The 13,567-nt window shown below is 58.7% G+C and carries 12 protein-coding genes and 1 pseudogene; 6 read left to right on the top strand and 7 right to left on the bottom strand.

Annotation, left to right across the window (positions count from 1 at the left end; translation table 11 throughout):
* Positions 1 to 190: 190 nt before the first annotated feature.
* Positions 191 to 1,561, top strand: coding sequence for a DUF1501 domain-containing protein (locus WG78_RS18895; protein ID WP_083459389.1), 1,371 nt, complete (start codon positions 191 to 193; stop codon positions 1,559 to 1,561).
* 46 nt (positions 1,562 to 1,607) lie between these two features.
* On the opposite strand, the gene WG78_RS18890 is transcribed toward WG78_RS18895, so the two are convergent.
* Positions 1,608 to 1,901 carry a hypothetical protein gene (locus tag WG78_RS18890; protein ID WP_053939399.1) on the bottom strand — a complete coding sequence of 98 codons (294 nt, stop codon included), beginning with the start codon at positions 1,899 to 1,901 and terminating at the stop codon, positions 1,608 to 1,610.
* 465 nt (positions 1,902 to 2,366) lie between these two features.
* Here WG78_RS18890 and WG78_RS18885 point away from each other — a divergent pair, with 465 nt between their 5' ends.
* Together WG78_RS18885 and WG78_RS18880 are read left to right on the top strand one after the other, a co-directional pair.
* On the top strand, positions 2,367 to 4,142 hold the full coding sequence (locus WG78_RS18885; protein ID WP_053939398.1) for a DUF1800 domain-containing protein: 1,776 nt from the start codon (positions 2,367 to 2,369) through the stop codon (positions 4,140 to 4,142).
* Positions 4,142 to 5,512: a DUF1501 domain-containing protein gene (locus WG78_RS18880; protein ID WP_053939397.1), complete on the top strand. Its 1,371-nt coding sequence runs from the start codon at positions 4,142 to 4,144 to the stop codon at positions 5,510 to 5,512. Before WG78_RS18885 ends, WG78_RS18880 begins: the two co-directional genes overlap by 1 nt.
* A gap of 18 nt (positions 5,513 to 5,530) precedes the next feature.
* On the opposite strand, the gene WG78_RS18875 is transcribed toward WG78_RS18880, so the two are convergent.
* Genes WG78_RS18875 through WG78_RS18865 form a run of 3 tightly spaced genes read right to left on the bottom strand, consistent with a single transcriptional unit; the run spans position 5,531 to position 9,083 of the window.
* Positions 5,531 to 6,913 (bottom strand): cytochrome c, encoded by a 1,383-nt coding sequence (locus WG78_RS18875; RefSeq protein WP_083459387.1) that lies wholly within the window; start codon positions 6,911 to 6,913, stop codon positions 5,531 to 5,533.
* Complete coding sequence (locus WG78_RS18870; protein WP_053939396.1) at positions 6,910 to 8,508, bottom strand: GMC family oxidoreductase; 1,599 nt, start codon at positions 8,506 to 8,508, stop codon at positions 6,910 to 6,912. Before WG78_RS18870 ends, WG78_RS18875 begins: the two co-directional genes overlap by 4 nt.
* A complete protein-coding gene (locus WG78_RS18865; protein WP_053939395.1) occupies positions 8,505 to 9,083 on the bottom strand; it encodes a sugar dehydrogenase complex small subunit in 579 nt (192 codons plus the stop codon). The genes WG78_RS18870 and WG78_RS18865 overlap by 4 nt, the downstream gene beginning before the upstream one ends.
* Positions 9,084 to 9,422: 339 nt before the next feature.
* On the opposite strand from WG78_RS18865, the gene WG78_RS18860 reads away from it, so the two are divergent.
* Positions 9,423 to 9,911, top strand: a complete 489-nt coding sequence (locus tag WG78_RS18860; RefSeq protein ID WP_053939394.1) for a DUF2177 family protein — start codon at positions 9,423 to 9,425, stop codon at positions 9,909 to 9,911.
* Between the two features lie 302 nt (positions 9,912 to 10,213).
* Here the strand turns inward: WG78_RS18860 and WG78_RS18855 are convergent, their stop codons facing one another.
* A complete protein-coding gene (locus tag WG78_RS18855; protein ID WP_053939429.1) occupies positions 10,214 to 10,705 on the bottom strand; it encodes a Csu type fimbrial protein in 492 nt (163 codons plus the stop codon).
* Positions 10,706 to 10,953: 248 nt separating this feature from the next.
* Here WG78_RS18855 and WG78_RS18850 point away from each other — a divergent pair, with 248 nt between their 5' ends.
* Positions 10,954 to 11,442: a GyrI-like domain-containing protein gene (locus WG78_RS18850; protein ID WP_053939393.1), complete on the top strand. Its 489-nt coding sequence runs from the start codon at positions 10,954 to 10,956 to the stop codon at positions 11,440 to 11,442.
* 69 nt (positions 11,443 to 11,511) lie between these two features.
* On the opposite strand, the gene WG78_RS18845 is transcribed toward WG78_RS18850, so the two are convergent.
* Positions 11,512 to 12,072, bottom strand: a complete 561-nt coding sequence (locus WG78_RS18845) for a CGNR zinc finger domain-containing protein (protein ID WP_053939392.1) — start codon at positions 12,070 to 12,072, stop codon at positions 11,512 to 11,514.
* Between the two features lie 128 nt (positions 12,073 to 12,200).
* Here WG78_RS18845 and WG78_RS18840 point away from each other — a divergent pair, with 128 nt between their 5' ends.
* Positions 12,201 to 13,085, top strand: coding sequence for an alpha/beta fold hydrolase (locus tag WG78_RS18840; RefSeq protein WP_053939391.1), 885 nt, complete (start codon positions 12,201 to 12,203; stop codon positions 13,083 to 13,085).
* Positions 13,086 to 13,207: 122 nt separating this feature from the next.
* Here the strand turns inward: WG78_RS18840 and WG78_RS22230 are convergent.
* A pseudogene (locus tag WG78_RS22230) lies at positions 13,208 to 13,324 on the bottom strand (aldehyde dehydrogenase family protein); the annotation flags it as partial.
* Between the last annotated feature and the right edge of the window lie 243 nt (positions 13,325 to 13,567).

Raw genomic sequence — 13,567 nt, 5'->3', positions numbered from 1 at the left:
CGCCCCCGGTTTTGCGCCTTACTCACCAAGCTTACAGCGTCCCCAGGTATCGACCTGGTTAAGAAAACACTGATACTCGGGCCTAATAGCACCAACGCGGCAGAGATCAGCAAGACGCAGTGAATGAGTGAGCCGCCCCCTTAAAGACTTTGGCGTCCTGGACGTCGCCCATTTACGAGGTTTGGCAGATATGAATCGCAGAAAATTCCTGAAAGGCGCTGGTGGTGTTGGCATGGTTGCCGCAATGAGCCAACTGGGCGCACTGAAAGCCCTGGCGGATACCAGCTCCGATTACAAAGCCCTGGTGTGCGTGTTTTTGTTTGGCGGCAACGACTCCAACAACATGATCATCCCCTACGACAGCGCCAGCTACACCAACTACGCCAACATCCGCGGTGGCCTGGCTCTGGCGCAAAGCAGCCTGGTGCCGCTGAGCAATCCCAGCACTGGCCTTAACACCGCCAAGACCGCAGGCGTTACCCAGTTTGCCCTGCACCCCGCGCTGTCTCCGCTGAAGTCGTTCTGGGACGCGGGCCAGATGGCGGTGCAGTTCAATACCGGCCCGCTGGCAGCACCCACCACCCGTGCCCAGATCGTGGCAGGCACCGCAACCCTGCCGACCAACCTGTTTTCGCACGCTGACCAACAACAGCAATGGCAAGCCACCGGCACCGATGCGCTGGGCATGATCCGCGCTGGCTGGGGTGGCCGCGCCGCAGAACACGTCGGCGCTAACCTGAGCGGCATTTCTCCGGTGATCAGCGTGTCGGGCAACTCGATTCTCACGCAAGGCGATAGCCTGCGTCCGTTGTCGGTGCCCACTTATGGCAGCGTGTTCTCGCCGCTGTGGGGCGATGCTTACCTGGCCGGCTCGGAAATCGGTTTACGTAATCTGGCTTCGTCGCAGCTCGAACTGGCTCAGGTTTCGATCAAGAATGCAGCGCTGGCGGCCAGCTCCACCATCAGCCCGATCATCAACAACAGCAGCTCGGCCGTCAAAGCCATGTTCTCCGGCCAGACCAGCGCCATTGCCGTGCAGCTGGCCACCGTGGCCATGCTGATCGAAAGCCGCGCCAAGCTGGCGCAATCTCGTCAGGTGTTCTTTGTGTCGCTGGGTGGTTTTGATACCCACACCGACCAGCTGGCCACGCAACAAGGTTTGTACACCGCGCTGGGCACCAGCGTAGCTACCTTCATGAATGCAATGAACTCGCTGGGCCTCGCCAACAATGTGACGGTGGCCACCATGTCGGACTTCGGTCGTACCTTCAAGCCGAACTCCACCGGTGGTGCCGACCACGCATGGGGCGGTCACCAGTTCATTCTGGGTGGTGCGGTCAAAGGCAAGAACTACTACGGTACGTTCCCGACCCATCAACTGGCTGGCCCGAATGATTACTCGTCGGAAGGCCGCTGGATTCCGACCACTTCGGTGGAGCAATACGCGGCCACGCTGGCCACCTGGCTGGGCGTGCCCACCGCGCAACTGGCTTCTGTGGCGCCTAATCTGTCGACGTTTACCGCCGCAGGCTGGCCGGCTAACCTGGGCTTTATGGGTTAAGTCGCTAACGCAAACCGCAGTCTGGAAACAAAACGGCCGTGAGCAATCACGGCCGTTTTTTATTGGTGGCGTGTAGTCGCGCTTGCGCCGTCCGGGTGGGTGGGCAACGCCAGTTAAAAAGTGGCTGAAGCTCCGCGCCGGCCGCCAGTGGCAGCGGCTTTGCGTTGCCCATCTTGTTGTCATTGAGCCCGCGCTTGCGCCTGTGCGAAATACGGCGCTGTTGCCATCCGTATTGATCCTTGACGATCCACAAAGCGCAGCTCTCTTTGTAATGCAGATTGCGCAATTGGCAAGATCGGTTTGCATTACTGATGGCGATGATTTGTACGGTCGATTGCAATCAATGACAGCGAAAGCCGCTTGCCAATTGGCCACGCGGCGCTGCCGCTATATTGATTAGCGTATTTGGCCCAATAGTGCGCAGCAATATATTGAGCGCAAGCCATTGCCGCCAAACCGGATTGATGGGCCAGTCCACGTGGGATTGCGCGCGTATAACGTGATCAACCTGCATTGGCAACTGCCGATTTTGGGCAGGCCTGCCCATCTACGGCAGCCCTTATTACAGCGTCATGAAGCGCTAATTGTTGCTGGCTATACACCCGGTAATCTGTCTGTTTGTATCGGCCACTCATCTTGAATGTCTTTCTGTATCCATAGGCTGCTGCCTAAATAAACCCGGTAAAAACGCGACGCAAAAGATCAATCCGACCCTGCATCGGTCGGTGATAAAAGGCAATCACCGCTTTGCCATTGATCTGCGATCAGCGTTATTCAGCATGTATTGATTAAAGGGGATAGGGCTATGTCGGATCAGGCACGGCGTGCGGGCTTGCACGTCTGGTGTACGCTGGCGCTCGCACTGGCTTTGGCCGCGTGCGGCGGTGGTGGGGGCAGTGGCGATAGCGGCGGCAGTGGCAATGTGGCCGCGGGCAATGGCGCCAATGGCGGCGGTAATGGCGGCACGGGCAGCAGCAATAGCGATGTGATGTTTTCTTCTAAACAGGACGCCCAGCGCTTTCTGGAACAAGCCACCTTTGGTGCCACCACCGCCAGCCTTGCCGAATTGCAATCCGGCAGCGCCAATCAATGGCTGACCAAACAATTCGGCATTGCCAGCACCGGCTATTCCGGTTTCTTTTACGTTAATCCGTCCACGCAGGGCAGTTGCGCGACGGATGCCTCGATTGTGGCGCAATCCACCGACCCATTAATGCTCAAGAATTGCAGCCGCGATTATTACGGGTTAACCCAGGTACAGCGAAAGTTCTTTGTTAATGCAATTAACGGACCAGACCAATTACGCCAGCGCGTGGCCTTTGCGTTATCGCAATTGTTTGTGACCTCGGGCTATGAAGCTTATGCCCAGGCAGATTATCAGAATATGCTGTTGAATGATGCCTTCGGCAATTTCCGTGATTTGATGCGCGATGTGACTTTGCATCCGGTAATGGGCAGCTGGCTGAATATGGTCAATAACGGCAAACCCAATGCCGCCAAAGGCATACAGGCCAATGAGAATTACGCGCGTGAATTAATGCAGTTGTTTACCATCGGCCTGGAAAAACTCAATGCCGATGGCAGCGTGCAAACCGACAGCAATGGCGATGCGGTGCCCACCTATGGCCAGGCCGAAATTACCGCCATGGCGCGCGCAATGACGGGATGGACTTTTCCGCCGCTGCCGGGCGCGACGTCCAAATGGACCAATCCCACTAACCGCGCGGGCAAGATGGTGGCGTTTGACACGCAGCACGACGTTGACGTCAAAGTGCTGCTGGATGGCAAAACGCTGCCCGCAGGCCAGACGGCACAGCAAGATCTGGATGGCGCGCTCGATATTATTTTCAACCACCCCAACGTGGGCCCGTTTGTGGGCAAGCAACTCATCCAGAAACTGGTGACCAGCAATCCCAGCCCGGCCTATGTGGCACGCGTCAGCGCTGCTTTTGATAACAATGGCAGCGGCGTGCGCGGCGATCTGAAAGCCGTGATCAAAGCCATTTTGTTAGACCCGGAAGCGCGTGGCGGCAATGTCGCCGATGCCGGTTATGGCCATCTGCGCGAGCCCGCATTGTTTATCGCCAGCCTGTTGCGTACCCTGGGCGCCAATAGCGATGGCATGGCGCCGCGCAGTGCAGTAGCGGGCATGTCGCAAAACATTTACGCCTCGCCGTCAGTGTTCAATTTTTATTCGCCGCAATATCGCGCACCGGGCGCGGCTGATTTGTACGGCCCCGAATTCGGCATTCTGGATACCAGCAGCGCTTTGGCGCGCATGAATGCCGTGGGCGCTTATGTATTGCAAACCAATGGTGTCGGCGCGGATAGCAGCGTCACCGGCTCCATCGGCACCCGAATTGATTTTGCCAGCTGGGTACCGATTACCGATCCGGATCAATTGGTCAATCAAATGGCGGCCGTGTTATTGCACGATGATCTGCCCGCAGACGCCCACGCCACCATTGTGGCGCAAGTGAAAGCGCTGACCGCCAAAGCCATCGCCGCCAATCCGCAATTGCCCGCGCGCACGGTCGCATATCTGATCGCGACATCGCCGCTTTACGAGGTACAACGCTAATGAACCGTCGTCATTTTTTAAAAGGCGCGGGCAGCGCCGGCATGTTGGCCGCACTAAGCCAGTTGTCCTTGAACAGCGCCTTTGCCGATAGCGCCAGTGATTACAAGGCGTTGGTCATCGTGTTTTTGTACGGCGGCAATGATTCCAACAACATGATCATTCCGTACGACGCCAGCGCGTATGCCACCTACGCCGGTGTGCGTGGCGCATTGGCGATTCCGCAGGCGCAGCTAACGCCGTTGGCCAATCCGGCCGCAATTAACGCCAATACCATGAATGGCGTGCAGCAATTCGGCTTGCATCCTGCATTGGCCGCACTCGCGCCGTTATGGGATGCCGGGCAATTGGCGATCCAGTTTAATGCCGGCCCGTTGGCCAAGCCGACCACGCAAGCGCAGTTAAAAACCGCGGGCTACAAATTGCCTGCCAATCTGTATTCGCATATCGACCAGCAACAGCAATGGCAAACCACCGGCATTGCGCCGCAGGGCGTTGAAAGCAGCGGTTGGGGCGGGCGCGTGGCCGATGCGGTGAATGCCGGTGCGGGCACGGTGCCGCCGGTGATTACGCTGGCGGGCAATAGTATTTTTACGCTGGGCAAAAATACCCGCCCATTGGCAGTGCCGACGGCGGGGGGATCATTTGGTCTCAGCTACGCCAATACGTCTTTGCAAGGCGCGGTGGCGGCATTGGCGGGGCAAACCGGCAATACGCGCTTGCGCAATATTGATGGCCAGATCAAACAATCGGCGCTGGCCAATAGCGCGCTGGTTAATCCGATTGTTAATAACGCCACGTCAACGGTGCGGCCCTTGTTTGCCGGCCAGACTTCTTCGATTGCCCTCCAATTAATGACGGTGGCCATGTTGATTGAACAACGCGCCAAGTTGGGGTTATCACGCCAGGTGTATTTTGTGTCGCAAGGTGGCTACGACACGCATGGCGATCAATTGAATGTGCAAAACACCTTGTACGGCCAATTGGGTAATGCGTTGGCCACCTTCAATAACGCCATTGGCAGTCTGGGACTGGGCAGCAATGTCACCACCGCCACCATGTCGGATTTTGCCCGCACGCTTAAACCCAATTCCACCGCAGGCAGCGATCACGCCTGGGGTGGCCATCATCTGATTATGGGTGGGGCGGTCAAAGGCAAGCAGTATTACGGCCGCTTTCCGCAACATGTTCTGGGCGGCCCGGATGACACCACCAAAGAAGGGCGCTGGATACCCACCACCTCGGTGGACCAGTATGTCGCCACGCTGGCCACGTGGTTTGGCGTTACGCCCACGCAATTAAGCAGTGTGGTGCCCAATCTGGCCAGCTTTACCAATGCGGGTTGGCCGGCCAGTGTCGGGTTTATGGGCTAACGCAGTGCTGCGTTTTAATCAGTGATGCAATACCCGTAACGGGCGACGACGAATTGCCCACAGCGACGCGATAATCGCGAGCACCACCACGGCAAAGGCCGCAATGGCCACGATCAGATAGGTCGATCCTTTACCGGGGTGGTGCAAGCGCTTTACAAAATGGGCATCCACGGTGCGAGCCGGATTGCCAAAGCGTTCCAGCAAATAATTGGTCAGCGTGGCAATTTGCGCATCAGTCAGTTTGTCGCCAAAGCTGGGCATAAACACGGTCTGGTTGCCCATATCGCGATGCACGCCATTCAATAACACCAACGCCAGATTGGCCGGATTTTGCGCGCCTACCGTCGAGTTATGAAACAACGACGGATAATAGCCATCGCTGCTGCCCGCGCCGCTGGGATTGTGGCAACTGGCGCAATTGGCGCTAAACAATTCCGCGCCACCGCTGGCGTCATTGCTGGCTGTAATACCGGCTTTGCCGCGCAAGCTGACTTCGTCATTGGCCGCTTTACCCCATGTAGAACGCGATTGATTGTCCTTGGGGTTATGCACCGGTGGCACGCTGCGCAAATAGCCGACAATGGCTTTTAAATCTTCGGGCGATAAATAGCGCAGGCTGTCTTCCACCGCTTCGGCCATGCCGCCCGCTGCGGCTGCGCGGCCATCGGCTTTGCCGGTATGCAGATACTGGATAAGTTCTTCATCGCTCCAGCCACCCACGCCGCTGGTTTTATCCGATGAAATATTAAACGCATGCCAATTGCCGATGCGGCCGCCGCCAAATGCTTTGTCGGCATTGAGGCCCATGGTCAGGGTGCGGGGCGTATGACATTCCTGGCAATGCGCGAGGCCTTCTACCAGATATGCGCCACGATTCCAGGTTTCATCCTTGCCGGGTTCCGGCTTGAATTCGCCTTCGCGGAAATTGAACATCTTCCAGCCCAGCATCAACCAGCGTTGATTAAACGGAAACGGCAATTGCGTGGGCGGCGGCGTGTAATGAATCGGCGGCTGGGCAAACAGATAAGCCTTGATCGCCATCACGTCATCACGCGGCATCAGCGTAAAGGCGCGATACGGAAACGCCGGATACAACTGTTCGCCGTGTTTGCCAATGCCGTTATGCAACGCGCGATAAAACTCATCATCGCTCCAGTTGCCGATGCCGGTTTCTTTATCGGGCGTGATATTGGGGGTGTAGATCGTGCCAAATGGCGAATCAATGCCATAGCCGCCCGCCAACGGTCTGGTTTTATCGGCGGTGTGACAGGCAAAACAATCGGCCGCACGCGCCAGATATTCGCCGCGTTTAATCAGGGCCGGATCGTTGGCCTGAGCGGCAAATAGCGCCGTGCTGGCCAACGCAATCAATGCGGTTAAACCAATGCGCAAGTGCTTCATAGCACCGCCTTTAAAGTATCGGCAATACGCAATGACAAAGCCGCAATGGTCAGCGTGCAATTGACCGTGCCGGCCGTCACCATGGTGGCGCCACTGGCGATATACAGGTTTTCGTGATCATGCGTGCGGCAGTGCGCGTCGGTGACGGAATTGCGCGGATCGGTGCCCATAATCGCGGTGCCCATAATGTGATTGTTGGGCGCAAATTCATCATCAAAGCTGATTTCCTTGCCGCCGAACAATTGCGCAATGCGCGCATAAGCTTCGTGCGTATGTGCCGCGCTGCGCCGCACATAGTCGTCGATGGCATAGGTGATTTCGGGTTGCGCAATCCCCAGTGCATCACGATGGTCGGCGCTGGGCACAATGCGGTTGGCCGGGTCGGGCAATATGTCGTGAAAGCTGTTGATATTGACGGTACGCGCGGCGCGGTAACGGATTTCGCTATCCAGCTGTTTGCCCAGCAAGCCCATCTTGATGGCTTTGCGGGTGGCGGAACGCGTTTGCGCGCCGTTATTCAAATGCAGTTTTTTACCGGCGTATTCGCTGCGGAAGGCGCCATCGCGCAAATTAACCACCGACGTCATTTCCATCGGCCCGCGGCCTGCCCACAAATCTTCGTTTGCCAAAAAGGTCACGCCGGTGCCGGGATGGTCCATCAGATTGCGGCCCACCTGGCCCGAGCTATTGCCCACGCCTTGCGGATTATGGTCGGTGGACATCAGCATTAATTTGGGCGTTTCAATGCCGTTGGCCGCCAGCACAAAATAGCGGCCCGAAATACGATGCGATACGCCGGACGGATCTTTGTAATGCACCGCCACAATACGATTGGCCGCGCCGACTTCAATCTTGTACACCACAGCATTGGCCAGCAATTTCGCCCCGGCGCGCTCGGCTTTATCCACATGAATAATGCCGCTATACATGGCGGCAATCGGGCAGATCGGCATGCAATTGTTATTGCCGCAACAGGATGGGCGTTCGTCATAGGGGCGGCTATTGCGCGCCACCGGTTCGGACACCACCTTGAAACCATCGGCGGTTAATACATCATGAAAACGCTGGTCATTCCACGACAAGGCCAAAGCGGGCATCGGATAGGGCGCAGAACGCGGCGAACCTAAATCGGTGCCGTCATTGGGGCCGGATACCCCCAGCTCAATTTCGGCTTTTAAATAATACGGTTCCAGATCGGCATAACTGATGGGCCAATCGCGGCCCACGCCATAAATCGATTGCAAATGGAAATCATTGGGCAAAAAGCGCCAAGTGGCCGCTGCCCAGTGCCATGTGGTGCCACCGACCGCGCGGATATATTGCGAATTGTATTTTTGCGGACCTTTAAAAATCAGGTAATCGTTGGCGGGGGCGTATTCAGGATGGGGTGCGTGGCGGGTGCTGGGGTAGGGTGTCATGAAATCATCTTTGGCCGGCGAATTGCGGAAATTCTCCACAATGCGCCAACGCTCGATGCGCGGACCGGCTTCCAGTATCAATACCGATTTACCCGCTTTGGCTAACTGGTGCGCAATCAGCGCACCCGCCACGCCCGAACCCACAATCACTACATCTGCATTGCTGGCATCGCTCATATGCTGCGCGCCACGGTATGCGGCGGTTGCGCCGTCCAGTAACCGGGCGCCGCGCGGCAATAGCTGGGCGTCACGACCACGTCTTCAACCACTTGATTGCCGATGGCGGTTTTGTATTGCACCACCTGGCCGCCGGCTTCGCCCAGATACCAGGCGCTGACGATGTTGGTGAGCGCTTTGGACAAGGCCGGATCGCTGAGCGCAGCTTGCTGCAAGCCTTCGACGCCGGCGTTGGCGTGCTGCCACAAGGCGCTGGCCTGGTTGGGGAAGGCCGGGTCTTTTTGCGACAAGGCCGCGTAAATACGATTGGCCACTTCGGTATCCAGCTGACTGCGGCCCGTTACCAGTTGCGACAAGGCCAGAAATTCGGCCGGCGCCGCGGCCGGGCTGGCCGCAGGGGCGGCATGAGCCACACTGCCTTGCAGCCATGCGGGGAACGTCGCCACCATGCCCAGGGCCGCCACCAGCATCAATGCGCGTCGGCGCATGCGGCCTTGTTCAGATAATTCTGCGCGTTGCGGCGGCGGATAGGGGCGGTCCCGTTTATCGACGGGGGCGTCGAGGGGCAATGGCATGATGAGGCTCCGGAAAGGCTGTTGGCTGTCAGGCAGGATCGTGAGATGTGCGCCGTTTTTTTATGTGCTACCGGCGCAAGGCGCGCGGCGGCATCGTTACGGCGTATTCTGGTTGCGGCGCGCGCTGGCCTTAAGCGGCGCGCTGCGGATAGTCCTGTCGGCACGTCACTGACAGCATAGGCGAGGGCACTGACACCGGTCCGCTTTTATTCATCGGCATCTCGCTAAAAAGACCCACATCCAGCCGCGCAATCCCACCGATGCAGCCCGGCGCGGTGCTTGACTAAAGTACAGCCATCAACTCACCGCAACCCGCGCCACCCGCGCCGGAGCCCCATAATGACGACGCCCGCCCGCCTCGAAACCCTGCACACCACCCGTTTTAGCCGCTTTCATCGTTACGCCCTCGCCTGTGCGGGCGTGTTGGCGGCCGCCATGTTGCTTAATCTGCTGTGGCTGGGTTTGTTCGGTTACGACTTCACACTGGGCGTGCCCACGCTGTGGCAACGTGCAGTGCCGGTGCGCAGCGATATCAACCTGGATCATTACCCGCTGGTGCTGTTGCTGCTGGCCATCATCCCGGCGCTGGACCAACCGCGCTGGCGCAATGCCGCCGCGCTGGGCTGCGTGTATGGCCTGGTGGTGCAGGGCGGTTATCTGCTGGCGCATATGGGCACGCTGAAAGCCGTGTCGTCCGACTGGCTGATGGCCGACTGGGCCTGGGGCGGTTTGCTGAGCACGCTGGCCACCACCACCGCCTGGTTTGTGCGCCACCGTCAGACTCACGGCCGCCAACGCGTGGTGTATCGCGCAGTAGGGCGCTTGTAATCACACCCTGGTGCAGCAATAAAAAATGCCCGCAGCGATTGCGGGCATTGTTGTTGGGCGTTGCTGACCGCGCCGTCGCAGGCGCCCATAAAAAAAGGCCAGTCCCCCCAGACTGGCCTTTCTTTCACTGCGGTACTGCCCCTGCTCATCCCACCTTGCGTCGTGAAATGCATGCTGACTGCCCGGACCACTAATCCGGGCCGTCGTATCGGGTTACTGCGAATTCGGTAATGCGTAGATCAATTCAATAAGGGTGCGGCTTCAAACTCTCAGCGCGGATCGATCATTCGATCCCGATTGCCTCAGAACGAGATGGTGGCGGTGATGGTCGAGGAATACGTGCCCGCAGCCGGGGTGCTTTGCGGGGCGATCTGGCCGTACACCGACAGGGTCTGGGCGCTACCGTTACCCACGCCGGTGGCAGCATCCACACCGACGGTATTGCCCCAGATTTGCGAGCGGCTGGAATCTTTGTACAGCTGGAAAGCCACCGTCGGGCCACCGGCGCCGGCTTGCAGCAGACGGCTGGAGACGGCGGAGCCGGTTACGTTGCCAGCATCCAGGCCGATGCTGTAGGGCGCGGCGTTGGTGCAGGTCACCGACAGCGACGTGCTTTGATTGATTGCGGAAGTCAGTACGCCTTGGGTGCCAAAGTTCAGGGCCGACGAAGTGATGGTGCAGGCAGCTTGCAGCGTCAGCGAAACCTGGAATTGCGAGGTTTGGGTGGTGACGGCAAATGCGTTTTGTGCGCCGATCAGGGTAGCGACGAGGGCGAGGGCTTTGACGATTTTCATTTTGGGTAACTCCGCAAGTAGGGCCACCAAGGTGATTTGCGTGTGCGGTAGTGGGTGGCCGATGGAATGCATTCTGCGTTGCGGCGCGCGGCTTGAAAGCTAGAAAGGGTCCCAGCCAGGAGGTGTCCTGGGCCCCGGGGGTGAGGTGGCGAGGAAGAACGTGCGGTTGCGCATACGATTCCGGACTTGCGCCCCGTCCGGCAGCCTCTATAACGTGCACAGATCGTCAAAACCGCACGGAGACCGTAATGACTGCTTCGAATACACCCACGCCGCTGGCCGAGCCGCGCGTGGAACAAGGCCGCGCCATGGTGCTGGCGGGCTTGCAAGACCAGTTTACGTTTAGCAGCGTGGGCAATATCCCGGCCTTGTGGCAACGCTTTGTACCGTGGATGCGCCAGTTGGCCCGACAACCGGGTGCGGTCACGTATGGGGTCTGTCTGCCCGCCAACGCCAACGGTAGCTTTGAATATATGGCCGGTATCGAAGTGGAAAGCGCCGCCGATGTACCTGCCGAATTGACCTCGTGGCAGATCGAGCCCCAGCGTTATCTGGTGTTTACGCACGAAGGTGCGGCCACCCTGCTGGGCCACACCATGGAAGCGATCTGGCGGCACTGGTTGCCCGCGCATCCTGAATTCAAACCGGTGCATGCGCCAACGTTCGAGCGCTACGGCGAGCACTACGATCCGCAAACCGCCAGTGGCGACACCGAAGTGTGTATCCCGGTTGAATAACGCGTTCAGCGCCGTCGCAACCGCAAAAACCCCGCCATCGATGACTGCGGGGTTTTTTTGCGCGGTGGCTCAGGCTTGCTGGCGCTGGCGGAATTTGGCCACTTTGTTGCGATTGCCACACGCCGCCATGCTGCACCAGCGCCGCCGATGCGCCTTGGTGCGGTCATAGAACATCAGGCTGCAGCTGTGGTCTTCGCAATGGCGCACCAGTTGCCAATCACCGTGCGCTAACAAATCGGCGGCGGCTTCGGCCAGCGGGGCCAGCAATTGCGCCGGGTTGGCGTGTGTATAACGCGCAGAGAGCTGGATGTCGCCGCTGGCATCGGCGGAAAGGTGCAGGCTGCGGCTGGCGGCATCGAGCCAGCTTTGCAGCGCCTGCAGATCGGGCGTGTGCCCGGCGTATTTTTGTCGCACCAGTTCGCGCCAGCCTTCGCGCAATGCTCGTGCCGCAGCAAGCAAACCCGGCATAGCAGCGGGCACGCTCAAGCCGGGCAGCGCCAGCGTTTGCAGCCAGCGCAGCACATCGGCATCGCTTTGCCAGGTGTCAACCGCAACGCCATCCACCGTCATCACGGTATTCAACAAATCCAGCGCGGGGTGATCCGCGACAAACAGGGGGGCGATGGCCATGACGATTTCCGGTGCGGTGACGACGCGGTAGATTGTAACCTTTAAAAAATAACTTGAACAGTTACCACGGTCGTCGCATAGTGTAACCGTTCAATGCCTATTTATACGGTTACTGCCAAGGAGCCACCATGACTGCCCACCCCAATGCCAATCTGTTTGTCCGCCACCACACCGTCGCCGCCGATGGCGTGAACGTGTTCTACCGCGAGGCGGGGCCCAAGGATGCGCCGGTGCTGTTGCTGCTGCACGGCTACCCAACGTCGTCGTTGCAGTTCCGCGCACTGATGCCGCGGTTGGCGCAGCAATACCGCGTCATTGCGCCCGATCTGCCCGGCTTTGGCTTTACCGAAGTGCCGCCCGAACGCAATTACCACTACACCTTTGACGCGTTGGCCGACACGCTGGACGCATTTGTGGATGCGCTGAAACTGACGCGCTATGCCTTGTATATCTTTGATTACGGCGCGCCGACTGGCCTGCGGCTGGCGCTGAAGCATCCGGAGCGGGTGAGTGCGTTGATTTCGCAGAATGGCAACGCGTATGAGGAGGGGCTGGGCGACGCGTGGGACCCGATTCGCCGCTATTGGGCCGAACCGACGCCAGAGCATCGCCAGTTTGTGGCCGACAACGTGCTGACGCTGGAAGGCACGCGCTGGCAATACACGCATGGCGTACCCGATATCAGCAAACTGGCGCCGGAAACATGGACACTGGATTACGCGTTGATGCAACGCCCGGGCAATAAAGACATCCAGCTGGATCTGACGCTGGACTACGCCAACAACCTCAAGCTGTACCCGGCGTTCCAGGCGTTTTTCCGCGAACACCGCCCACCCACGCTGGTGATCTGGGGCGAGCACGACCCCTTCTTTATCCCGCCCGGCGCGCAGGCATACCAACGCGATAATCCGGAGGCAAAGGTGGTGTTGCTTGACACCGGCCACTTCGCGCTGGAAACCCACCCGGATGAAATCGCGGCGGAAATCCTTGAGCTGATGGCCAAGGCCGAATGACATCGGTTCACCATTGCACGCATAGGGTGGGTCGTGACCCACCATTCAAAGTGGCATGCCAGGATAGCAGTGCCTGGAAATGGCTTTGAGTGGTGGGTCGAGACCCACCCTATGCGGTGGGCTTATAGACCGGCCAGGCACAGGTATTTCAGTTCCAGATAATCCTCAATGCCATAGCGCGAGCCTTCGCGCCCCAGCCCGGATTGTTTAACGCCACCAAACGGCGCCACTTCGGATGAATACTGCTGCGGGGTAACGCGCCCTATGGTCAAGCAGCAAGCTGCGGATAGGGTGGGTCGTGACCCACCATTCAAAGTCGCATGCCAGGATAGGAGTGCCTGGAAAATGGCTTTGAGTGGTGGGTCGAGACCCACCCTATGCGGTGCGCTTATAGCCCGGCCAGGCACAGGTACTTCAGTTCCAGATAATCCTCGATGCCATAGCGCGAGCCCTCGCGCCCCAGTCCGGATTGTTTAACTCCG

It is taken from the genome of Amantichitinum ursilacus (assembly GCF_001294205.1).
Lineage (GTDB): Bacteria > Pseudomonadota > Gammaproteobacteria > Burkholderiales > Chitinibacteraceae > Amantichitinum > Amantichitinum ursilacus.
The sequence above is the reverse complement of the archived record's forward strand: the minus strand, read 5'-3'. Positions and strand labels throughout refer to the sequence as shown.